Annotated in this window: 21 protein-coding genes, 1 tRNA gene and 1 pseudogene; 10 read left to right on the top strand and 13 right to left on the bottom strand. The window is 64.9% G+C overall.

Annotated features, from left to right (window positions below):
• From ACPGXI_RS14910 to dcd, 8 genes and pseudogenes are all read right to left on the bottom strand, one after another.
• Positions 1 to 80: pseudogene (locus ACPGXI_RS14910) on the bottom strand (nuclear transport factor 2 family protein); the annotation flags it as partial.
• 47 nt (positions 81 to 127) lie between these two features.
• Complete coding sequence (locus ACPGXI_RS14905) at positions 128 to 874, bottom strand: maleylpyruvate isomerase family mycothiol-dependent enzyme (protein WP_526654237.1); 747 nt, start codon at positions 872 to 874, stop codon at positions 128 to 130.
• 1 nt (position 875) lies between these two features.
• Entirely contained in the window at positions 876 to 2,210 is a 1,335-nt protein-coding gene (locus tag ACPGXI_RS14900; RefSeq protein WP_526654235.1) for a cytochrome P450, read from the bottom strand.
• Positions 2,210 to 2,533, bottom strand: coding sequence for a DUF1330 domain-containing protein (locus ACPGXI_RS14895; RefSeq protein WP_526654233.1), 324 nt, complete (start codon positions 2,531 to 2,533; stop codon positions 2,210 to 2,212). Before ACPGXI_RS14895 ends, ACPGXI_RS14900 begins: the two co-directional genes overlap by 1 nt.
• Positions 2,534 to 2,543: 10 nt before the next feature.
• A complete protein-coding gene (locus ACPGXI_RS14890) occupies positions 2,544 to 3,884 on the bottom strand; it encodes a UDP-glucose dehydrogenase family protein (protein ID WP_526654231.1) in 1,341 nt (446 codons plus the stop codon).
• 76 nt (positions 3,885 to 3,960) lie between these two features.
• On the bottom strand, positions 3,961 to 5,796 hold the full coding sequence (locus ACPGXI_RS14885; RefSeq protein WP_526654229.1) for a DUF7159 family protein: 1,836 nt from the start codon (positions 5,794 to 5,796) through the stop codon (positions 3,961 to 3,963).
• Positions 5,797 to 5,998: 202 nt separating this feature from the next.
• On the bottom strand, positions 5,999 to 7,300 hold the full coding sequence (locus ACPGXI_RS14880) for an ammonium transporter (protein WP_526654227.1): 1,302 nt from the start codon (positions 7,298 to 7,300) through the stop codon (positions 5,999 to 6,001).
• Between the two features lie 62 nt (positions 7,301 to 7,362).
• The gene (gene dcd, locus ACPGXI_RS14875) at positions 7,363 to 7,935 is read right to left on the bottom strand and encodes a dCTP deaminase (RefSeq protein ID WP_526654239.1); all 573 of its coding nucleotides are present in this window, start codon (positions 7,933 to 7,935) and stop codon (positions 7,363 to 7,365) included.
• A 115-nt stretch (positions 7,936 to 8,050) separates the two neighbouring features.
• Here dcd and ACPGXI_RS14870 point away from each other — a divergent pair.
• From ACPGXI_RS14870 to ACPGXI_RS14860, 3 genes are all read left to right on the top strand, one after another.
• Positions 8,051 to 8,124 (top strand) — tRNA-Gly (locus ACPGXI_RS14870).
• Positions 8,125 to 8,360: 236 nt separating this feature from the next.
• Complete coding sequence (locus ACPGXI_RS14865; RefSeq protein ID WP_526654225.1) at positions 8,361 to 8,579, top strand: type II toxin-antitoxin system CcdA family antitoxin; 219 nt, start codon at positions 8,361 to 8,363, stop codon at positions 8,577 to 8,579.
• On the top strand, positions 8,576 to 8,983 hold the full coding sequence (locus ACPGXI_RS14860) for a type II toxin-antitoxin system VapC family toxin (protein ID WP_526654223.1): 408 nt from the start codon (positions 8,576 to 8,578) through the stop codon (positions 8,981 to 8,983). The genes ACPGXI_RS14865 and ACPGXI_RS14860 overlap by 4 nt, the downstream gene beginning before the upstream one ends.
• On the opposite strand, the gene ACPGXI_RS14855 is transcribed toward ACPGXI_RS14860, so the two are convergent.
• Positions 8,980 to 9,714 carry a phytanoyl-CoA dioxygenase family protein gene (locus ACPGXI_RS14855; RefSeq protein ID WP_526654221.1) on the bottom strand — a complete coding sequence of 245 codons (735 nt, stop codon included), beginning with the start codon at positions 9,712 to 9,714 and terminating at the stop codon, positions 8,980 to 8,982. The genes ACPGXI_RS14860 and ACPGXI_RS14855 overlap by 4 nt on opposite strands.
• Positions 9,711 to 10,193, bottom strand: coding sequence for a hypothetical protein (locus ACPGXI_RS14850; protein ID WP_526654219.1), 483 nt, complete (start codon positions 10,191 to 10,193; stop codon positions 9,711 to 9,713). Before ACPGXI_RS14850 ends, ACPGXI_RS14855 begins: the two co-directional genes overlap by 4 nt.
• A 449-nt stretch (positions 10,194 to 10,642) precedes the next feature.
• Between ACPGXI_RS14850 and ACPGXI_RS14845 the strand changes: the two genes are divergently transcribed.
• From ACPGXI_RS14845 to ACPGXI_RS14815, 7 genes are all read left to right on the top strand, one after another.
• Positions 10,643 to 11,500: a class I SAM-dependent methyltransferase gene (locus ACPGXI_RS14845; protein ID WP_526654217.1), complete on the top strand. Its 858-nt coding sequence runs from the start codon at positions 10,643 to 10,645 to the stop codon at positions 11,498 to 11,500.
• 339 nt (positions 11,501 to 11,839) lie between these two features.
• Positions 11,840 to 13,210, top strand: coding sequence for a hypothetical protein (locus ACPGXI_RS14840; RefSeq protein ID WP_526654215.1), 1,371 nt, complete (start codon positions 11,840 to 11,842; stop codon positions 13,208 to 13,210).
• Positions 13,207 to 14,568 (top strand): MFS transporter, encoded by a 1,362-nt coding sequence (locus ACPGXI_RS14835; RefSeq protein WP_526654213.1) that lies wholly within the window; start codon positions 13,207 to 13,209, stop codon positions 14,566 to 14,568. The genes ACPGXI_RS14840 and ACPGXI_RS14835 overlap by 4 nt, the downstream gene beginning before the upstream one ends.
• 45 nt (positions 14,569 to 14,613) lie before the next feature.
• A complete protein-coding gene (locus ACPGXI_RS14830) occupies positions 14,614 to 15,348 on the top strand; it encodes an ABC transporter ATP-binding protein (protein WP_526654211.1) in 735 nt (244 codons plus the stop codon).
• 5 nt (positions 15,349 to 15,353) lie between these two features.
• Entirely contained in the window at positions 15,354 to 17,690 is a 2,337-nt protein-coding gene (locus tag ACPGXI_RS14825) for an ABC transporter permease (RefSeq protein WP_526654209.1), read from the top strand.
• 242 nt (positions 17,691 to 17,932) lie between these two features.
• Positions 17,933 to 18,127 (top strand): hypothetical protein, encoded by a 195-nt coding sequence (locus ACPGXI_RS14820; RefSeq protein ID WP_526654207.1) that lies wholly within the window; start codon positions 17,933 to 17,935, stop codon positions 18,125 to 18,127.
• A gap of 91 nt (positions 18,128 to 18,218) precedes the next feature.
• Positions 18,219 to 19,592: a thioredoxin family protein gene (locus ACPGXI_RS14815; protein ID WP_526654205.1), complete on the top strand. Its 1,374-nt coding sequence runs from the start codon at positions 18,219 to 18,221 to the stop codon at positions 19,590 to 19,592.
• Between the two features lie 10 nt (positions 19,593 to 19,602).
• On the opposite strand, the gene ACPGXI_RS14810 is transcribed toward ACPGXI_RS14815, so the two are convergent.
• From ACPGXI_RS14810 to ACPGXI_RS14800, 3 genes are all read right to left on the bottom strand, one after another.
• On the bottom strand, positions 19,603 to 19,800 hold the full coding sequence (locus ACPGXI_RS14810; RefSeq protein WP_526654203.1) for a DUF8730 family Cys-rich protein: 198 nt from the start codon (positions 19,798 to 19,800) through the stop codon (positions 19,603 to 19,605).
• 76 nt (positions 19,801 to 19,876) lie between these two features.
• Positions 19,877 to 20,614 carry a peroxiredoxin gene (locus ACPGXI_RS14805; RefSeq protein WP_526654201.1) on the bottom strand — a complete coding sequence of 246 codons (738 nt, stop codon included), beginning with the start codon at positions 20,612 to 20,614 and terminating at the stop codon, positions 19,877 to 19,879.
• Positions 20,615 to 20,848: 234 nt separating this feature from the next.
• Positions 20,849 to 22,270 (bottom strand): RNA-guided endonuclease TnpB family protein, encoded by a 1,422-nt coding sequence (locus ACPGXI_RS14800; RefSeq protein WP_526654199.1) that lies wholly within the window; start codon positions 22,268 to 22,270, stop codon positions 20,849 to 20,851.
• Between the last annotated feature and the right edge of the window lie 106 nt (positions 22,271 to 22,376).

Here is a 22,376-nt window from a genome sequence, read left to right as displayed (position 1 = left end):
AAGGACAGCAGGGTGCCTAGGTTGCCGGCGTTGAGCGCGTCATGCCAGGCAAGGACGGTGGCCATCTCTGATGTGGTCATGCTCGCGAAGCATAGGCCGTTTGACCTTCTCCGAGAAGAAGCGCCACTCAGAACGGGGTGCGATCCAGCCAAGCGTCCCAGACGGCGGGGTCGCCGAAAACTTCCAGGCCCGCATCCACCGCGGTCCTGCGACGCACCGCGGCCAGCAGCAATTCCTTGGCTGGGCCGCGCAGTGCGACGCTGCCTTTCTCGTGGCTGTGCGACCACGACACACCCTCCTCGTTATGGACGATGCTCCACTCCCCGGTGGGACCCAGCCGGTCATCGGTGGCGTGCAGATGGATGGACTGCCCATGGTCCAGCGCCGCCGGCTGCCGGGTGTCCACACAAGTTCGATCGATCCACTCGCTGAGCGCGTCGGCGGCCAGCTCCGAGGACAGGTCGAACTCTATGCCGAGCGCCAGAGCGGCATCCGCGCGGTGCACTGTCGCCTCGTGCAGCCGTCGGCGGATCCACCATCCTGCCGGGCGGGCGCCCAGAAACGTCCATACCCGGGCGTCGGAGCCGACCTGGTCGACCGCATCGATGACCGCCTGCGCGCCTTCGGTAAGCCAGTCGATCGCCGAGTCAGGGTCCTCGGGCGGCCTGCCGCCACGCACGTCGCGCGGGTCCAGCGGCTGGCTGCGACGTTCGCTGATGATTTGTGCCGCCCAGAGGTTTCCGCGACCCACATGGCGGAACAACTGCCGAAACGTCCAGTCCCCACAGGTCGGAACCGGCGTCGTCGGATCTGCCGATCTGATCACGTCGCCGAAGGCTCGAGTTTGGTCGAGCAGAGCTGCCCGGAAGTCCACGCTACGAACCTAGCGCGGCAGGCGCCTTACCGAGCGTGATCGGCAAGGTCGACCAGCCGCGCAGCACCCGGGTGTCGCGCCGGCTGCCTTCTCCGGACAGCCGGGCGGCCGGGTAGCGCTCAAAGAACGTGCGCAGACCCACCTCGCCTTCGGTGCGGGCCAGCGCCGCACCCAGACAGAAATGCCGACCCCCGGAGAACGACAGATGCTTGCCGGCATTCGCCCGCTCGATGTCGAAGCGGTGGGGATCCTCGAATACCTTCGGGTCCCTGTTGGCGCCGGCCAGATAGATGATGACGAGTTCCCCCCGCCGAATCTTGGTGCCGGCGACCTCGATGTCTTTGGCGGCGATGCGCGCGCTCATCTGCACCGGCGAGTCGAGCCGCAGAATCTCCTCCACGGCGTTCGGCCACAGCTCCGGGCGGGCTGCCAAGGTCTCCAGATGTTCGGGGTTGTCCAGCAGCATCCGGATACCGTTGCCGAGCAGGTTCACCGTGGTCTCAAAGCCGGCCGCCAGCACCAGTCCGGCGGTCGCCTGCAGTTCACGATCCGAGAGCCGGGCACCCTCGGCTGCGGCCTGGCTGGCCTGGATCAACTGGCTCATGAAATCGTCGCCGGGGTTTCGGCGCAGCTGGTCAAGATGGTCACCGAGCCAGTTGTTGAAACCGACGATGCCCTGGTGTACCTGCATGTACTGCGGCCAGGACAGCCCGATGTCAAGGCTGGGCGCACCGAGCTCACCGAAGTGCAGGATCTGTTGGCGGTCGCGTTCGGGCACCCCCAGGATGTCGCTGATCACCGCCACTGGCAACTGGGAGCAGTACCGGGCGACAACGTCCACCTCGCCGGATTCCCTGTCTAGGTCGTCGAGCAATTGGTCTGCGGTCTGCTGAACGCTTTCGCGCAGCGCTGCGACGGCCCTGGGAGTGAATACCGAGGACACCAACTTGCGGCACCGAGTATGGTCGGGCGGCTCGATCGACAGCAGTGACGGCGGCTCGATGGGGTGCAACAATCCGGGGTGGGTCTTGCGGTTGATCCAGCGCAACGGTGCCGGCAGGCCGGCGCCGAGCGACGAGACGCGGAAGTCCTCGGACCGCAGCATCTCGTTGGCCACCTGGTGGTCCACGGTCATCAGGACCGCGCGGCACCGGATCACCGGGCCACGGTCCCGTAGTTCGTCGGCGAACGCTGCGGGATCGGCGCGCACTTCAGGGTCGGCGATAAGCCGGGCCTGCGGATCGCCATCCCTGCGGGCGCCTACTTTCGACAGTGCGCGGATCACGCCGTGTAGAGCCAACCAACGGATTCGGTGACGCAGAATTTCGGCTGCCATCACGCCAGCTTAAGCAGCGGTCGCAGGTCGTCCAAGCGGTCGAAGAGGTGCCAGATGTAGGACGACGAACCGTTCTCCCGGTGGGCGTGCAGGTCCGCGAGTCCGGGGTCGTTGCGATAGCTGTCGAATGCCTCTTTGGAGTCCCACTCGACGAGAATCAGCACCTTGCGGGGCTCGATGTCACCGGTGATCGATTCGCGGAGTTGCCCCAGGGCGACGACTCGGCCGCCGTGGCCGGCGACTTCCTTCGGCGAACGCTTGGAGTAGGCCAGGTACTCGTCACGGTCTGAGACATCGAACAAGTTCAGCGCGTACACGGTCATGTCGCCGACGCTACGCCGCCGCCGGCGCTCCGTCTGACCGACCCAAGGCGTAGACCCGCCAGCCCGCCTCTCGCCACAACGCGCTGTCGAGGCAATTACGGCCATCCACAACGATTTTGGCTCGCACGATGTCGGCCAGTGTTTCGGGATGCAATTCGAGGAATTCGTTCCACTCGGTCAGCACCAGCACGGCGTCAGCCCGCTCACAAGCCTCCACAACCGACGTCGAATAGTTGAGAGTGGGGAAGACGCGCCGTGAGTTCTCTATCGCCTTGGGGTCGTAGACATTGACGGTGGCGCCATTGAGTTGCAGCATTCCGGCCACGTTGAGGGCAGGAGAATCGCGCACGTCGTCAGATTCAGGCTTGAAGGCCGCGCCGAGTACGGCCACGTTCGCGCCCAGCAGCGAGCCCCCACACGCCCTGGTCGCCAGCTCTACCATCCTGGTTCGGCGGCGCATGTTGATGCTGTCCACCTCCCGCAGGAATGTCAGGGCATGGTTCGCGCCGAGCTCCCCCGCCCGGGCCATGAACGCGCGGATGTCTTTGGGAAGGCAGCCGCCGCCGAAACCGAGGCCCGCGTTGAGGAATCGCCGGCCGATGCGAGCGTCGTATCCGAGCGCGTCGGCCAGCAGGGTGACGTCCGCATCGACGGCTTCACACACTTCGGAGATAGCGTTGATGAACGAGATCTTGGTCGCGAGAAAGGCATTGGCCGACACCTTGACCAGTTCGGCCGTCTGCAGATCGGTCAGCAGAAAGGGCACCGCTTCGTCGAGAAGGGGCGCGTACAGCGCCCGGATCGCACCCTCGGCTAGCACTGAGTTAACCTGCACGCCAAGGACAATACGATCGGGGTGCAGGGTGTCCCAGACGGCGAAACCCTCACGCAGGAACTCCGGATTCCAGGCAACCTCGACTGTTACCCCTTCGGGAGCCAGGCTTGCCGCGCGCTCAGACAGTTCGGCCGCCGTGCCGACCGGAACAGTTGACTTGCCCACGATCACGGCAGGCCGTCGCAGCGCTGGCACCAATGTGTCGATCACGGCGTACACATGACGCAGATCCGCGCCGTACTCGCCCTTCTTCTGCGGAGTGCCCACGCCGAGGAAATGCACGTCAGCGAACTCAGCTGCCTCCGAATAGTCGGTGGTGAAGCGTAGCCGCCCTTCTCGGATGTTGCGCTGCAGCATCTTTCGCAGTCCGGGTTCGTAGAACGGAACATCTCCCCCCGATAGCTTGGCGACCTTGCCAGGGTCTATATCCACGCCGAGGACATCATGACCCAACTCGGCCATCCCCACTGCGTGGGTCGCGCCGAGGTATCCGGTGCCGAAGACGGTGCATCGCATACTGCTTCTATAGGCAGCCGCGATGAGCGACCCGCTACGCGAGACTGAGCGCCAGACCAACGGCAGGTGACGATTGCTAGCTGGGAGCGCAGGCGACCAGGAAGCAGTCGCCGCCCCCGGAACCTGCACCGCTGCTCGAAGACCCCCCTGAGCTTCCCGAACCCGTCGGATACCCGGGCTCCCCAGGGCCGTCCGACCCGCGACCAGAAGTGTCGGACGCAGGGCTGCTGCTGGAAGAGTTCAAGCTGGATCCTCCGCTGGCGCCCGAACCCGCGGCCGAGTCGCCGGCCGCTGCGCCCGAACCCGAGTCACCGGCCGTCGCACCCGAACCCGAGTCGCCGGCCGCTGCGCCCGAACCCGAGTCACCGGCCGCTGCGCCCGAACCCGAACCCGAACCCGAACCACTGGAGCCATCAATAGGGTCCGAATCAGAGCCACCGCCGGAACTGGAATCCGAATCGGGTCCAGCGCCGGAACCGGAGCCTGAACCAGTGGAGTCATCACTGGAGTCGGCGCCGCCGCCGGGGAGTTGGGGCTGTTGCGGCGCCTGGGGGGCCTGGGGGGCCTGAGGCACCTGCGGATATTGAGGGGATTGCAGTACTTGCGGCGCGCTCGGCGACGATATCCCGCTGTCCTGCGACGGCCTCCACAACGGCCACTGCGACTGCGGCAATATGACCACCGGGGGTGGCACCACCGGTGCGGCGACCACCGGCGGGGGGGCCGCCGGGAGCGCGACCGCGGGGGCCGGTGCCGCCGCCGGAGCGGGCGGGGCCGGTGCAGGAGCCTGCTCCACGTACACCGTTCGCGGCGCCTGCACGGGAGCCTGTTGGACCACGGGCACCGGCGGTTTGATGGTCTCGACCACCGGCGGATCAACGGGCTGCAGCGCCTCCTGCGCCGGCGCTGGTACCTGACTGCTGGGCACGATGATGCCCTCAGCGGGGCTGGGACGCTGATCAGCGGTCGGGCGAATACTGACAGCCAACGAAATCGCCAGCGCCACAACCCCAACAACGAAAATTGACGTTAGAGCGCTGCCGACGAGCAGGAACGGTTTGCGCTCCCCCTCGACCGGCCGGGCCTGCGTTTGCGCGTACTCGTCGACCACGTCGTCGGCGGGTTGGGCAGTGGCTGCCGGCGCCAGCTGAGTGTCGGCACTGGCCGGGGCGGCATACGCCGAGCCGGCGGTGCTGCCATCTGGGTCCTTCGAATACGCCAGGCCGACCGTCGACGCCTCAAAGGTGGGCGCCGAGGCCGAGGCCAGCGCAGCCCCTCGGGCCAACGCCAACTCAGCTTCCTCGGGCGCATTGACCGGCACCGGCACAAGATGTTCGAGGTGCGCCTTCACCGAGCTGATGTCGACGCCGGAGCCGACCACGAAGATGCCCTCCGGCGGGGCCTCCCGGGCCGCGACAGCATCGGCCATCTCGGTCAAAACGGCCATCGCGTCCGCACTGTGCAGCGTGCGGCTGAGCACTTTGACCACTGAGCCGTCATCGGTGCGCACGACCGACAGCGTCGCGGCATCGCGATTGACGAATAGCAGCGCAGTGGAGGCGTATCCGACAGCCTGTCCGACCGCCTGGGCCAGCGAGGCCGCGGCGTGCCCCTCCGAAACGAGCATGACGTCGTCGATGCCAGCAGCCGCCAACCCATCGCGCAGCGCGGACGCCTCGGCGTGGTCGCTCCAGGTCACGCCGATCGATTTGAGGTGATGCCCCCCGGCCTGTGCACTTTCCCGGGTGCCGAGAACCGCCGCGGCAACTTGATCAGTGACGTTTGCTGAGCCGTCTATCGACGCGACCTCGAATACATCGTGATCGACGGTGACACCGTCCGCTTTTTCCCCCTCGACCAGGACCATGCGGACCTTCGCAGGGGTCATCGAAACACCCAGTACGATATCCACTAACCCCTCCGTGTACGTTTGCTATGACTATCGGCCGCAGCTGGTCCCGCAGCCAGGAAAAGCCGACGACTAGTTACTTCATCGTCCCCAGCGGCTGGGCCGTTACACCGGATGGCGTTAGCTGGACGCCGAGCGATCCGAACCTGTTCGCCTCAACGACAGACCCCTGCTTCAGGGCTGAAAAGCCCGGCCGACCTCGCGATCAGCCTTCGCCGAGCCACTCCGGGCGCACCCCGGAACCGGGTGTTCCCGGACGTCGCGACGGAAGATGTCCGTGGACGCCCTCGGCGTACGCGGTTTCGGCGTGCTGGGTGAAGTCGACGCCGGTGGTCTCGTCTTCGGCGCTGACTCGGAATCCCAGCACTTTGTCGATCAGCTTGGCCAACGCGTAGGACACCGCGAACGCGTACAGCGCGACGACTATCGCAGCAAGCACCTGCTTGCCGAGTTGGACGAGGCCGCCACCGTAGAAGAGGCCCCGTGGGCCCGCCGTCATCACCTCATTGGCGAGCAGCCCGATCAGCAGGACGCCGACGACGCCGCCGACGAAGTGCACGCCCACGACGTCGAGCGAGTCGTCGTAGTTCCATCGAAATTTGAGGCCCACCGCGAACGAGCAGACGACGCCGGCGGCGAAGCCGACGACGAGCGCACCAAGGCTGTTTACCGTTCCGCAGGACGGGGTGATCGCGACCAGGCCGGCGACCACACCAGAGGCTGCGCCGAAGGTGGTCGGTCGACCGTCCCGAATCTGCTCGACCGCCAGCCAACCGAGCATGCCGAGGCAGCCCGCAATAAGAGTGTTCAAGAAGATCGCCGCCGCCATCCCATCAGCAGCCAGCGCGGAACCCGCATTGAATCCGAACCAGCCGAACCAAAGCAGTCCGACGCCGAGCAGCACGAAGGGCAAATTGTGCGGGCGCATGGCGTCCGACTTGAACCCGATCCGCGGGCCGAGCACCAGCGCCAGCGCCAACGCGGACGCGCCGGAGACAATCTCGACGACCAGGCCGCCGGCGTAGTCCAGCACTCCGAGTTCGGAGAGCCACCCGCCCGGACCCCACACCCAGTGCGCGACCGCGGCGTACACCACAACCGACCAGATCGGGACGAAGACCATCCAGGCCGCGAACTTGGCGCGATCCGCGATCGCGCCACTGATCAGGGCGGCGGTGAGAATCACGAAGCTGAGCTGGAACGTGACATACAACAGTTCGGGAATCGAATCTCGCACGGTGGTCGGATCGATGCCCAGCATGCCGATGTGCGAAAGGTTGCCGATCAGACCGCCACCGGCGTCATCGGAAAACGCGAGCGAGTAGCCCACCAACAGCCACGCCAGCGTGCACAGCGGGATCGCGATGAAGCTCATCATGATCATGTTGAGCACGCCGGTGGTGCGGACCATGCCCCCGTAGAAGATGGCCAGCCCAGGAGTCATGAGCAGGACGAGCGCGGTGCTGGCCAGCAACCAGGCGGTAGCGGCAGGATCGATCTCTGGCAATTCGGGCCCCCTAAATGGTCCCGCGGAGCATAGGCGGTCGCCTCAGCGGGATTTCGGTCGACTCAGCGGGATTTGATGAAGCTCTGGTAGGAGCGCGACGGAGTGGGACCGCGCTGCCCCTGATATTTCGAGCCGGCCTTGGCGCTTCCATAGGGATGCTCAGCGGGGCTGGTCAGACGCAGCAGGCAGAGCTGGCCGATCTTCATGCCCGGCCACAACGTGATCGGCAGGTTTGCGACGTTCGACAGCTCAAGGGTGATGTGTCCGGAAAATCCCGGATCGATGAAGCCCGCCGTCGAATGGGTGAGCAGTCCGAGCCTGCCCAGCGAGGACTTGCCTTCCAACCGGCCGGCCAGATCGTCGGGCAAAGTGCAGCGCTCCAGTGTCGCACCCAGCACGAACTCGCCTGGATGCAGCACGAACGGCTCGTCCACCTTCGGTTCGACGAGGGTGGTCAGGTCGTCCTGGCGCTCCGCAGGGTCGATGTGGGTGTAGCGGGTGTTGTTGAAGACCCGGAACAGGTTGTCGAGCCGGACGTCGATGCTGGACGGCTGGATCAGTGCGTCATCGAACGGATCGAGACCGAGCCTGCCGGCCTTGATCGCGGCGCGGATATCGCGGTCGGAGAGCAGCACGGCAAGAGCGTAGCCGTCGTCACCCCCGGCCCGGGCAGGCGGCATGCTTGGACTCCCACTGCACCTACCAGGGCGAGCCATACCCCCAGGGTGTTAGCCTTTGGCGGCAAAAAGTGCCGATGTAGTTCAATGGCAGAACATCAGCTTCCCAAGCTGAATACGCGGGTTCGATTCCCGTCATCGGCTCCACGAAATCCCAGTTAAGCGACGCGTTTCGCCGAAAACCCAGCCGACTAGCTGTCATTCTTGGCCGCGGTCTGACCGTCGGAACGCAATGCATTGGACCCGAAATCGTTTGCCGCAGCCCGCTGACGCCCGCCAGCTACGCGCGCGCAGAACGAGTCGCCCCGGCGCGCCGTTGGCCACCGCCTGCTTGGTCACGGCACGGTGTAAGCCATTTGCGCTAGGTGTGTACATTAGTGTGTATGGCCCGGTTGAATGTGTACGTGCCCGACGATTTAGCGGAACGAGCTCGGGCGCGAGGATTGAACGTCTCGGCGCTGACTCAGGCCGCGATCAGCGCCGAGTTGGAGAGTTCTGGCACCGACGTATGGCTCGACACGCTGACGGCCAGAAGCACCACCGCGCGGCATGACGACGTGATCGATGCCATTGATGCCGCCCGCGACGAGTTCGGAGCGTGAGGCTGCCCTCGGCGCCGGAGCATGTGGTCATCGACGCTAGTGCGATGGTCGATCTACTCGCCCGGACCGAAGATCGCCACCGGGCAGTACGTGCGCGGCTAGCTCATACGGTCATGCACGCGCCGGCGCACTTCGACGCCGAAGTGTTATCGGCACTTGGCCGCATGCACCGCTCCGGCGTCCTCACCGTTGCCGAGGTCGATGCGGCACTGAACGAGCTGGGGCAGGCACCCGTGACCCGGCACGATCTCACGCCGCTGCTTGCCGGAGCATGGTCGCGTCGCGACAGTCTCCGCGTCACCGATGCCTTCTACGTAGAACTCGCCCACAAGGCAGATCTGGTGTTGCTGACAACGGATCAGCGATTGGCACGCGCTTGGCCCTCGGCCGACGCGATTGCCTAAGCCGAGCGCCAGAATGTGTGAACCCGAATGAGGCGCCGATGCGCGGTCACGACCGCGAGCCTTCCACTGGATATCGATGAGCGTCCGTCGGTATCACCCACCCACCGTTTGATCACCGACCCACCACCAGCGGGTTTCGGCTCGTCGGATCGGATCCACGCCGTGAGCACATCGGGGGAATCGAGGGGGAAGTGGTGCGCGTCGTACGGCCAGGGGGTGCGGCCGGCGCCGGGTTGCTTCGACAGGGCGTTGTCGTGGTAGAGCCGGACCTGGCGCGTCCCCAGCAACGCCGCGCAGATGGCACCGATGCGCGGGGACAGCACTGCGGCGCGCAACAAATCGTCTTCTAGCCACATCATCTCAAGGCTCTGGAATCCGATCGAGGGATCGACGGCCGTGTCGAGCAGCGCGCGCAGGCGGGCCCGGAGGCGCTCCAGGGCACCTGGGGTCAGTACGGCGGGCAGCTTGACGAACGACTCCGCCCGAAAGCTCTCGATCTGCGCGGTCGTGAGCGGGTAGGGCTCAGCGAGTTCTGCTGCGACCTGCGCGTCAGAGGGGAGCGGGCCGGGATCGTGGTACGGCGTATCGATGAGCGGGCCGTCCGGGACGGGGCCGTCGGCGAGCGACATGTACCAGTCCCACCATTGGTCGTTGCCCTGGTCCCAGTCAACGCTGACGTCGGACGCGGTGCCCGCTGCGGTTCTCTCCGACAGGTGCGGGTTGCGGATCATGGCTGCTCCCAGGTGATCAGGTGTGCTTCGTGACGGAATTCGTACGAGCCGTCTGAACCGCGGCAACCGGCCAGGTAATCGGCGAGCTGCCCGCGGTTCTCCATCTCTTGCAGCGACACCGTGCTGTCAAACGCGCAGCGCTGCAGGAACCCCTCGGCGAGAGTCCGGTCCCCTGTTCCGGTGCGGTAGTGCAACACCTGCACCTCGACCGGCACCCCGGCCGCACGGAGCGCGCAGGCCACGCCTTCGGCATCGGTGTAGGGCGTGGCCTCAGGGGCGAACGTGGCACGGTAGGCGTCGTAGAAGGCCAAGTAGTGCGAGCGGGACGACGCCTGCGCGACAACCCCGAAACCGCCGGGGCGCAGGGCCGCGACCATTGCGGCGATACCAGCGGCCAGCTCGCCGGGCGGCACCGCGTAGAGCGCGTGCGTGGCCCAGGCGACGTCGTAGCCGATCCCGGAGAAATCCTGCAACAACACCTCTCATGTTCTCCAGCGGCGACGAATGGCGGCGCCAACACTTCCCGCGCCGCAGCGATGCTGAATGCGGAGGGGTCAAGCAGGTCGACCTCGACAGCGGGCTGATCCAAGAGCCCGGCTGCGAGCAGTGCCGCCGGGAACTTGCCGCTCCCGCACGCCACGTCCAGCAACCTCACCCGATCGCCGACCGCATGCCTGCGCAGGTCGGTGCCCCAGTCACGGGCGGCGGCCAGATACCGGTAATCCTCGGTGGCCAGCGACTAAAACGCTTCCATCTCTGCCCGCCCTGCCTCACTCCAGTGCTCTAAGCTGCGCCGGGCGGTGTCGGATCGAGTCATGCTTCAAGCCAACCACAGCCGAATCCCAGCTGCCGCCTATAACGATCCTGAGGGGACGATCAAGGCCTCCCACCGCCGGCCGGTGAAACCGACCTGGCAATATTCTTGAGCGTGCCCACGCTAACTTCTGCCGCCCTGCTGGACCAGTTGCGAGCCGATGTGCGGGGCCAGCCCACGTTGCCGGCGCTGTCGGGTGAACGCTACGCACGCACCCACGCGGCGTATGAAGCAGCCAGCGACCAGCGTTCCAAGCTGCAGACATGGCTATGCAGCGAGCTGCCGCCGCTGCTCGCCGGGCGCGACCCGGTACGGGTCACCGGAGTCGGCGTCGGCGACGGCAGCATCGATGCTCCCCTTGCCCGCGCACTAGCCGCCAGCGGCCGCCAGGTCCACTACACGGGCATCGAGCCGCATGCGCCGTCAGCCGCGGCATTCGCCGGCCGCCTGGCCGCACTCGACGCCCCCGGGCTGAGACCCACCACCGTCACTAGCGACTTCGCCAACCACGATGCCCACCATCCCGTCGATCTGCTGCACTTCGTGCACTCGCTGTATTACGTCGCTGACCTGACCGCAACGCTCGACCACGCGCTGAGCATGCTTCGACCGGGCGGATTGCTGCTGGCGGCCACCGCGCCGTCAGAGCCGCTGTGTGTTCTCACCGAACTCCTCTGCCCGTGGGACGGGCGTGGGCCGTGGTTCGCCGAAGACGTCCGCGCGGAGCTAGACGGACGCGGCCTTGATGTTCGTTCGGAGACCATCGTTGGACACCTCGACGTCCGAGAGGCTGTCGCCGATCCACTCGGGCGCGGGCAGGTGATACTGGATTTCCTGGTCGGGGCCCGCACCTCGGCGATGCAGCCCGCAACCCGCGAGCGGTTGGTCGACTGCCTGCGTGACATGTTCCTGCCCGGCCGCCCCGGCGTGGTGCCGCATCCGGTCGACATCACAATCGCCCGCGCCCCCTGACACCCGGGGGCTCGCTGCAGCCAGCTCATCGGCTCGGCGCGGCTTGCCGACGATATCTTCGGCGGAATCCCGCTTGCGACGCGCCATATTGATCGTCCTTCCCCGCCCCTCTCGGGGCCACGGGGCTCCACTACCAGCTGGGCTCATTCACGGTGGGACAGGCGAATGTCATTGCGCTGCACGAAGTACCTGGTGCCGCCCTATGGATCTGGACCCGGCGAGCGCCGAGAGTATTCGACATTAGAGACTGCTCATCTCCTTCTTCGACTGGGGTCATCTCGGTTCCGGATTCTGGACTCAACCCCCAAGCAACACACGCCAGAAGAGACGGAGCACATCATGCAAGGGCAGCCGACAGTCATGACTCCACACCCGGCCCTGAACTGCCGAGTCGTTCCGCCGCGCCAACCCGAGAACTTCGAAACATCAACCATAAGAAACGAATTCAAGTATGACCTCTTCCGTCGCGATCTTCCAGAGATCATGCGGTCGATCGAGCGCGAGCACGACGAGATCGAACGGCCGGCACCAACAACGTTAACGCTCTTCTTCTACAGCAGCCGAGTCGGCGCCCCCGAGGTCGAGACGCGTCTTCGCCTTCGCGCTTACGGACATGTCGATGACCCGACGGCGGTCACTCTTGACGAACTCAAGACGATGAGCTGGCGGATCGAGAAGAAGCACGGGCATATCAAGGAGTGCTTGGGGACCATCACGAAGCTTCCGAAAAGCGTTGCAGCCGATCATGAAGCATGGGATATCGCCGGAACGATTCTCCGACCCAACCTACTCAAGGTCACCCAGCGGCGCCACTTCGCCCTTACCCCTGACCATGACGAGTCCCATCGACTGACGGTCGACCTATCCCGTAACGTCTTCAAGTTCTCAGGGCAGCTACAGCACCTGGGCGACATGGGGCCGCGCGTCGAGGTAAAGCTACCCGCAAACAAGAACGAAGACCTCGTGCCCTTGACACGTCGATTGCGCATCATCGGTCATTGGACGCCCTTCGCCGGACTGGCCGGCTACTTCCAATTTCTGCTTCGTGATCAGATTCCGGCCGAAACTCACCTGTTGCTGCCCGAGATTGAAGCCAAACATGTCATCTCGTCCGGAAGCCCACTGGAGGTGTTCGATCGCCTCTACGGCTGGCTGCACACGAAGCGAGATCAATGGCGCCTGCTGCTGCCGTACCCACACACCATCACCCGTGTTCGTCGCTACCACGTGTGCAAGAGCACCTTCCCAGATTCATCCGCCACTGTCGTAGAGACCGCTGCGGGACGCTGCTCCTTGAAGGTGAAAGACAATGCACGGCAGCATGGTTCACTGTTGCTACGCGAGACGTCGGCATCCCACGAAACAGACCGCAACGGGGCGGTAATGCCCGCTGACGACTTCATACGGGCACACGGGCTGGCGAAACTGAACGCATTCACCAAAGTCCAGCGCAAGATTCCGATCGCACTCGCCAACGGACATGGCTTTCAGTTCAGTCTCGATCAGTGCACCGACCACTCGGGGCGACACCTCGCGCAGCTCGAAATCGAGTACATCGGTAGCACCGACGGCCGAGTACCCTCCGCCGGCCAGGTACTGAACGAGATGGACGACATCGCCGGAGAGCTTCGGTCATCACCGCTCGGACCCTCGCTCGAGCGAACTCACCTCGCGAAGCACGCCTTCTTCTCCCAAAGGGTGGCGGTGTGACTGCCCCCAGTCGGGCGTTGAGCTATTGGACATTGATGTTTCGCCAGCGCGATTTCGCGCTGATGTTGCTGAGTCAGTTCCTGGCCTACTCCGCAATTTGGACATCGAACATCGCCCTACTGCACGTGGTCTACACCGCAATGGACAGCAGTCTGGGACCAGGGCTCCTGCTGACCGCACAGTTCCTGCCCGCTTTCTTGTTGATGCCGGTCGCAAGTCGCGTCATCGGTCGCTACGGCCCGCGCCGAACCGTCCTAGCCAGCACAATGTGCAGCGGCACGCTTGCGTTGGTCCTGCCTTTCTGGTCGTCGATCTTCCCGATCGCCTGGTTCTTCGCGTTCTACGTGCTCTACAGCGCTTCGATCACCATGTTCATCATCGCGGGGCTCACACTGCTGCCTCTCCTGGTCGGCACGGCCGACCTCGCGAGAGCCAATCGCTTGCTGCTGGCCACGCCCAGCATGATGATGGTCTTGAGCGGAGCCACATTCATGGCACAGTCGCGTATTGAGTTCAATCGCCATGGCGAATTCTTGGTTGTCGCAGCGCTTTTCTTCGCTAGCGCGATCTTTTTCAGCCGGGTCCGCGAGTTGCCTTCGGGTGGCCACAACAGCCCAGCGCGCACCGGCGAAGATGCTCTTCGGAGTTTCTGTGCCGGCTTGCGGTATCTATTCCGGCATCGCGACCTCGCCCAGGTGTTTGTCATCCGGATGGCCCTCTACATCGGTGTCGGTGGTCAAGTGCTGCTGGCTCTGTACTCCGAGGAGTTCTTCGGTCACGGGGTAAGTGGCACCGGGTTGTTATACGTGGCGCGTGGCTTGGCGATGCTCCTTGGTGCCTTCGGTTTGGCCCAACTCGTTTCCAAGAGCCTCCGCAGCACGGATGCCATCGCCGTTGGTCTGGCGATATTCGGCCTCGGCTATCTGTTGGCAAGCGCGCTGTCTGGCTTCGGCATCGCCGCTGTGGCCCTACTACTGGGCATGGGTTTTCTCGGCGAGGGTCTTCTCAAGTCCACCACCATGGCGCTTCTTCATGAGCACACTCCACAGATTTATATGGCACGCGTCATGGCCGCCGAACAAGGTCTGAGCGCTGTGATTCAGAGCGCTGCCGCGTTGGCCATTGCCGCCTGCGTCGTCAACGGCATGCCTGAAACCGTACTGCTGGCGTCGGCTGCCACCGGAGGCTTGCTGATCTCGGTGTCGTTGATTTGGTTTGCTATGACACGCTTCTCCAAGGCCCCGCGTCAGGTCGACCTCGCCGCGACTTCTGGGGCTGGATCGCTCTTCTGCCGGAGCATCGTGGTCAATTGCGGCGGTCACCGCGGAACGGACTATTTCAGATCGGGCAGTTTGTAGTATCTGATACAGCTGCCCAGGTGATAGGCCAGGATCGGGACCAACATGACACGACCCAACGAGCCCGCCCAACGCCGCGGCGGCGTACGGCTCCACGGCGTCGACAAGACCTACGGCACCGACGAGGCTGCTGTCCATGCGCTGCGGAACATCGAATTGCACATCGAACCAGGCGAGTTGGTGGCGATCGTCGGCGAGAGCGGTTCGGGAAAGACCACCCTGCTCAATGTGATCGGCGGCATCGAAGAGGCCGATCGCGGATCGATATGCGTTGCCGGACAAGATATCTCAGGCTACCGGCCGAGATCACTGAGTCAGTTTCGTCGTGACCACGTGGGTTTTGTCTTCCAGTTCTTCAATCTCATCCCGACGTTGACCGCCAGGGAGAACGTCGAGGTTCTCGTCGAACTGACCGGGCGCGGCGACCGAGGCCGGGCCCCGGACCTGCTCGAGGCCGTCGGGCTGGGCCACCGGGCCGACAACTTCCCGGCGCAGCTGTCCGGTGGCCAGCAACAGCGGGTCGCGATCGCGCGGGCACTGATCACCGACCCCGATCTCCTACTGGCCGACGAGCCGATGGGCGCACTTGACGTCGCCACCGGGCAACGGGTACTGGAACTGCTTCAAGAGACCAACCGGTCCGGCCTCGGGGTCATCATGGTGACCCACAACCGGGCAGCAGCGGCAATCGCCGACCGCACGATTCAGATGCGCGACGGGGCGATCGCAGCCGAGGAGCGGAATGCCACGCCGGCAGAGGCCACCACCGTGCGGTGGTGATCGGCATGAACTGGATTCTGCTGCGGAAGACCGCCCGTGATCTGGGGCGGCGACCGACCCAGTCTGCGGCCATCGCCGCGATCGTGATGCTCGGAGTGCTGCTGTTCATCGCCAGTTACGACTCGTTCCGCAATCTGAGCGCATCATACGACCGCACCTACGAGCGGCTGAGTTTCGCCGACTTTGTCGCCTCAGGCGGCAACCCGGAATCACTGGCCGCTGCGGTCCGCGACGCAGAAGGTGTCGAGTCCGTGTCCACCCGCACCGTGCAAGATCAGCCCCTGAAGATCAACGGCACCAAGCTGATCGGGCGCGTGGTCGGATTGAGCGACAAGGGCGGGGTCAACGACCTCGAGATCATTGAAGGGCGGGGGCCAGAGCCGGGCACTCCCGGTGAGGTCGCGATCGAGAAACACGCCGCCGAGGCGTTCGCGCTCACCCCGGGAGACGGTTTCGCCGTCTACGACGGCTCGAACTGGCGGACAGTTGTGGTGGCCGGAGTCGCGCTGTCACCGGAGTACCTGTGGCCCGCCCGTAGCCGTCAGGACATCCTGCCCGACCCGCATGCATTCGCGGTCGTTTTCGCCCCACCGGCCCTCGCAGCGGAGCTGACCGGACAGTCCGCACCGAATCAAACGCTGGTCCAAATGGCCAGCAGTGCAACCCAAGCCGATACGGACGGGATTGCCGAACTCCTGATGGCACGCGGTGCACTGGACGTGCAGACCCGCGCTGACCAACCCTCGAACGCGGCCCTGCACGAGGATCTGAACGCCTTCTCCGAACTCGCCGTGGGCTTTCCAGTGCTTTTCCTGACCGCGGCGGCCATCGCCGCGTACGTAGTGGTCACCAGGGTGGTCCACACTGAGCGTCGCATCATCGGCGCAATGCTTGCCATGGGCGCCAGACCGAGGAGAGTGGTCCGACACTACCTCTGGTACGGCGCCGCGGTGGCGACCGTCGGGGCGATCTTGGGCGTAGCGCTGGGTATCCCTGCGACCTCGTTGGTCACCGGCCTGTACACATCGGCGATCGGGGTTCCGGACACGGTGGTCCACCACCACGGCAGCACGGCGGTCATCGGTTTCGCCCTGGGCCTGGCGGCCGGGCTGATCGCGGCATTGGCGCCGGCTCTGGCGGCAGCCCGCACCGCCCCCGCCGACGCGATGCGCGGCCAGCGCATGGTGGCCACGCGGGCAGGACCGCTGACCCGGCTGACAACCCGCTTGCGGCTACCCGCCGTCGTCCAACTTGCACTTCGGTCGCTGAGCCGGAGTCGGGGACGCACCGCCGCGACCATGGTGGGCAGTGTGCTGGCGTTGATCCTGGTACTGGCCTCGGTCGGGATGGTGACCAGCATGCGCGCGATGCTGGACATCCAGTTCGGAGACGTCCAACGGGAGGATGCATCGGTGCTCGTCGCACCCGGCCCGAAAGCCGTCGGCGAAGAACTGGCAGCGTTGCCCGGGGTCGCCGCGCTGGAACCCAGCATCGTCGTGCCGGTGACTGTAAGCGCCAACGGGCGCACCTACCCGACGTCGTTGACCGGATTCGTGCCGAACACCTCGATGCACGGATTCCGCGGCCTCGACGGCACTGGCATCGCCTTGCCCAGCGACGGTGTTGTGGCCGGGGCCGCGCTGGCCGACCAACTCGGCGTGCAGGCGGGATCGGAGCTGAGCATAACGACCGTCGGCGGCGGGCCGCTCCGGACTCGCCTGGCCGGACTGCTCGACGAACCGCTGGGCACAGTTCTCTATGCCACCAACTCGACGGTCGCGGCGGTGACCGGCAGCCCCGTCGACGGCTACCTACTGCGTTTCGGCCCCGCCGCGGACCGGGACGCGCTGCGGGCGGAGATCACCTCGTTGCCCGGAGTCCTCGCCTACACCGATACGCACGCACTGGAGTCCACGGTCGACAGCTATCTCGCACTGTTCTGGGCCTTCATCGGGGTGATGTTGGCGCTGGGCGCGGCGCTGGCCTTCATGGTGATCTACGTGACGATGACGGTGAACCTGGCCGAGCGCAGCACAGAATTGGCGACCCTGCGCGCCGCCGGGGTGTCGACACCGCGACTGACCGCCACACTGGCATTGGAGAATCTGGCTGCCACCGCGCTCGCCATTCCCTTCGGGCTGGGCGCGGGCGCGGTCACCGCGTGGTTTTTCCTGCGGTCGTTCAACAGTGACCTGTTCACCCTGCATCTATCACTGACGTGGACCACGCTGGCGCTCGCGGCCCTGGCCATACTTGCCGCCACCGCGCTCTCACAGTTGCCCGCGATGCGCATGATCAACAGTCTGAACGTTGCCCGCGTGGTTCGCGAGCGCGCGCAGTAGTACTCATCTACTCAATAGTTCGCCAGCGGCCCCTGCCCTGTGGATACCGAAGCCGCCCAGCCTGTTCCAGCTCGGAATCGAGCCGCACCAACCGGCATTCCGTGTCCAGGGGTCAGGCTCATTCCGGTGCAAAAAGGAGTACTAAGACCCTTCCGCCAAGCAACTGTCATTGCAGAGACTGGAAGGCGTAAACCGAAAACAAACGCACGGGTCCCGTTGGCCGATACCTGCATCCTTGAATGGTGACGACGCCGGTCCGGGCAGCGCAGACCACGACACTCGCGGAGTTCCAGATGCCCCGAAGCGCCGGAGAACGATACGAATGCACGGAGTGCGGAGCGGCGCTCGTTTACGAGAAGGCGTGCCCCTGCCCGCCGGAGATGGAACACCGGGAGGTCTGCTGCGAGAAACAGATGACGCTGGTGCAGGCGAAGTGATCTGCGCTTTCCGGATGGGTCGGGGCTTGATGGATGCGGCCCGTGGCGCTGAGCCATTCACCCTGCCTGGATAGCCATCCGAGGAAAACACATGGGACGTCGCGCGATCCCGATGCTCGGCGTGATCGTCGCTCTCCTCGCGGCGATCTTTGTCATCGCGCCGCTGGCCGCTCCAGGTGAGTCGTCCGCAGAGCAAGCGGATGAGGTCACGCTGTATTTCTTCTGGGGAGAAGGCTGCCCGCACTGTGCAGCCGCCAAGCCGATGCTCGCCGAGCTCGAGGCCCGTTACCCGCGGCTCGAAGTGCGCTCCTTCGAGGTGTGGAACAGTGCCGAAAACCAGCGTCTGTTCGCCGGCATGACCGCAAAGTTCGAGATCAGGCGAACCGGGGTGCCCACATTCTTTCTGGGCCAGAGGTATTGGGTGGGTTACACCGAGGCGACCTCTCCGCGCCAACTCGAATCGGCGATCCTTCAGTGTCTGGACAGTGACTGCCCGGACGCCGGGGCCGGCGTTTTCGCACCCACTGCCGACGCCCCGCCCTCTGACGCTGCAGCGGCCCCTGCACCGCAGGCAACCGGCGGGGATGTCATCGACCTTCCGATTTTCGGCGAGGTTGACGCCGGCAATCAGTCGCTCGCACTGAGCACTCTGCTCATCGCTGCGGTGGACGGTTTCAATCCATGCTCGCTGTGGGTGCTGTCGGTTCTGCTCGCGCTGACGCTGCGCACCGGATCCCGGCGCACGATTGTGGTGATCGGGTTGGTCTTCATCTTCGTGACTGCGCTGGTGTACGCACTGTTCATCGCCGGACTGTTTTCCATCTTCTCGGTGGTGAGTTTCGCACCCTGGGTGCGCGGCGTCGTCGTACTGACTGCCGCCGGCATCGCCGCGATTAACATCAAGGACTTCTTCTGGTTCAAGAAGGGCGTATCGCTGACGATTCCGGAGGCCAGGAAGCCTGGCATCTACCAACGGATGCGCCACGTCCTCGCCGTCACCGACTCCATGCCAACCCTGGTTGCGGCAACGGCAGTGCTCGCCGCAGGAGTGTCATTCGTTGAACTCGCCTGCACGGCAGGGTTTCCCGTCCTGTGGACGAACATCGTCGCGGCCCAGGACGTCAGCCCGACCATCTTCGCCGCGCTGCTTGGCCTCTACATGCTGGTGTACCAACTGGATGAACTGGTCATCTTCGGGGTAGCCGTCGTCACCCTCCGGGCCACCAAACTTCAAGAGAGACAGGGCCGTCTGCTGAAACTGGTCGGCGGCATGCTGATGCTGAGCCTGGCAATCGTCATGCTGGTCAACCCATCACTGATGACCAGTGTCGGGACCTCGCTGCTCGTCTTTGCCGCGGCGGGCGCGGCGACCTTATTGGTCCTGCTGATCGATCGCGTCATCCGGTCTTCGCAGGGCGCCCGCGTCGACACAACGAACCACACGTCCGACTCCCAGCATCGTTAGGGGCGAGTGATCATTCAAACGGCGAACGAGCACTGGGCATCACCTTCGGCACCGCCTGGCGACCGACGTCGTGTGTATTGGCACCGGGGGCTGCCCCACAGGTACACCGTTGGGCCTTGGGGATGCCGGCCATGACGCTGTCGACGTGTTCGCCGCAGCCGTCCCAGCCGGTTTTACCGCATGTCGCGCACCGCACGGGGTAACACATGTTTTTCTCCTTACTGCTCGTTACAGCCTGACGGGTGAGGTTCCACGACGCGCCGAATGCCTCTCACCTGGCGCGCTCAGGTCTGGGAGCCGTCCCGACCCCGAATGGCGGACTCGACTTCGTCCGCGGAGATCTGTTTGGTGCAGAAGAACCAGTCTTCGCACTGGACACCGTCGACTTGGCCATCCATCCGTTCTTGCGCGGTGCCGCACGAACCCGCCGGCGGCACGATCACCGCGTCGCCGGGGCGCCAGTCCGCCGGTGTCGCCACCTCGAAATGGTCGGCCGTTTGCAGAGCCTTGACTACCCGGAGTAACTCGTCGAAGTTGCGGCCCAGGCTGAGCGGATAGTAGATGATCGTCCGGATAACGCCTTCCGGGTCAATGACAAAGACCGCACGCACCGCCTTGGTGGTGTCCTCGCCCGGCATGATCATTCCGTACTTCTGCGCGATCTCCATCGAGATGTCCTCGATCAGCGGGAAGGTAACCTCCACGTCCCGCATGTCGCGAAAGGCGATCTTGTCCTTGATCGTGCGCAACCAGGCGATATGACTGAAGAGGCCGTCGACGGACAGGCCCACGAGCTCGGTGTTGTATGCCGCGAACTGGTCGGCCATCGAAGCGAACGTCATGAATTCGCTGGTGCACACCGGGGTGAAGTCGGCTGGGTGGGAAAAGAAGATGACCCACTTCCCCGCGTAGTCGGCGGGGAAGTGGATGTCGCCCTGGGTGGTCACGGCGGTGAATGCCGGAGCCGCATCGCCGATGCGGGGCATGCCCACGACAGGCGCGGGGTTGTCGGTGACGGTCATCGAAATCATCCCTTCGTGTATGACGTAACACCAAGAGATTATATACCCCTATGGGTATGCAGTAGGCACAAAACTGCTCGGCTGATGTCCGCACAGTTTGTTTCCGGAGGAGGAGGCAGCCTTCTGCAGGCCACTGTTCAGGTAGGCCGGTCGATGATCGTGCTGGGGCGGATTTAAAGCGTGTCGAACAACTCGACTGAGTGTTCGGCACCGCCCTTCTCGGGCGTCGTCGGTTCAGGCCGCGGGTGCGGTGTGAACGTCGGTTCCCGCGTCTTTCGGGCTGGTTTCACCAACACGGGGGTGTTGGCCAGCGCCGTCCCGTCGGCGGGCATTGGTGGCCCGGCCCCGTTGCTTGGGGGTCCGGGGATCGGTTGGGTGGGTGTGAGGCCAGCGGGCCAGATTCGTGGCGGCGTTGCCGTCACGGTCGATCACATGCCCGTTGGGGCAGGTGAACACCCGGTCGGCCAGGGTCAGGTCGGTGCGGCGCTGTTCGCACAGCGAGCAGAGCTGACTTGACGGATACCAGCGGTCGGCTTCGATCAGTTGCCCGCCGCGCCACGCTTGTTTGTAGCGCACCATCCGGGCGAACTCGGCCCAGCCGGCATCGGAGATCGCGCGGGCCAGCCGGTGATTGGCCAGCATGCCTGCCACATTCAGGTTTTCGATGACGATCCGGTCGTGGGTCTTGACCAGCTCGCCCGATACCAGGTGCAGGAAATGTCGCCGAATGTTGGCGACACGATGGTGATGCCGCGCCAGCCGGGCCGCGGCATCCTTTCGATGGTGTGATCCTTTCTTTTTGCGTGACAACGACTTCGACAACCGCCGCTGCTGTTTCATCCCCACAGCCAGCGCCTTGGGCGCATCGTCAATGCGGGCGACCTCGGTGCCGTCGGCGGTCGCGGCGACCAGGAATGCCGACAGGCCGCGATCGACGCCCACCCAGCCGCGAGCATCGTCGGGGTGACGTGTCGGGTGCTGCTGGGCCGGGTGTAGGTCGGCGGCCTCGACATTGAGTGCGATCCACCACCGGCCGCCGTGGTAACTGATGGTGGCGAAGAGGATCTTGGCCCGTCCTTTGCCCAGCATGCGCCGCAGCCGACGGGTGTCGTCATGCACCGCAACAGTGCCGGTACCGGGCAGCGTGATCGAGCGGGGCCGAGCATCGTCGCCGATACGGATCGCGGCGGGTTTGCCTTTGCAGTGCTTGTTGCGCAGCCGAAACGACGCGACGCCGGTCTTCTTCTTGAACCGCGGGAACCCGACGCGGCGGCCTTTGCGCTTGCCCGACCGTGAATCCGACCATGCCGCCAACCCTCTACCGAGGTCGATGGCGGCTTCCTCAAACACCTGCTGACACACCTCACGCCGCCAGGACAGGCCGGTCACCCGCACCTCGACGCCGCCGTCGGCATCGACGGTGAACACCCGGCCGGCGCCCTCGGTTTTCTTCCACGCGTTGAACGCGTTGATCAGATCGAACCCGGTCCACGGCACCTCCATGGCGGGGACCGTTTTGCGTTGGGTCAGCGCAGTTTTCACGATCCGCAGGCACTGGTTAAACGCGAATCGCGACGCCCCGGCATGCCGGGCCAGCACCTCGCGCTGCTCGACCGTCGGATCGAGACAGAACCGGAATGTCGTGTGCCGCGCCATCACCGTTCAGCGTCGCACACACCACTGACAACACGCTGGCCAGCGACGACGTGATGCTCCTATTCGTGTCAAGCGGCTTTGAGCCAGTTTCTGTAGGTTTCTGCGA

The sequence above is a fragment of the Mycobacterium sp. genome (genome assembly GCF_049608025.1).
Lineage (GTDB): Bacteria > Actinomycetota > Actinomycetes > Mycobacteriales > Mycobacteriaceae > Mycobacterium.
The sequence above is the reverse complement of the archived record's forward strand: the minus strand, read 5'-3'. Positions and strand labels throughout refer to the sequence as shown.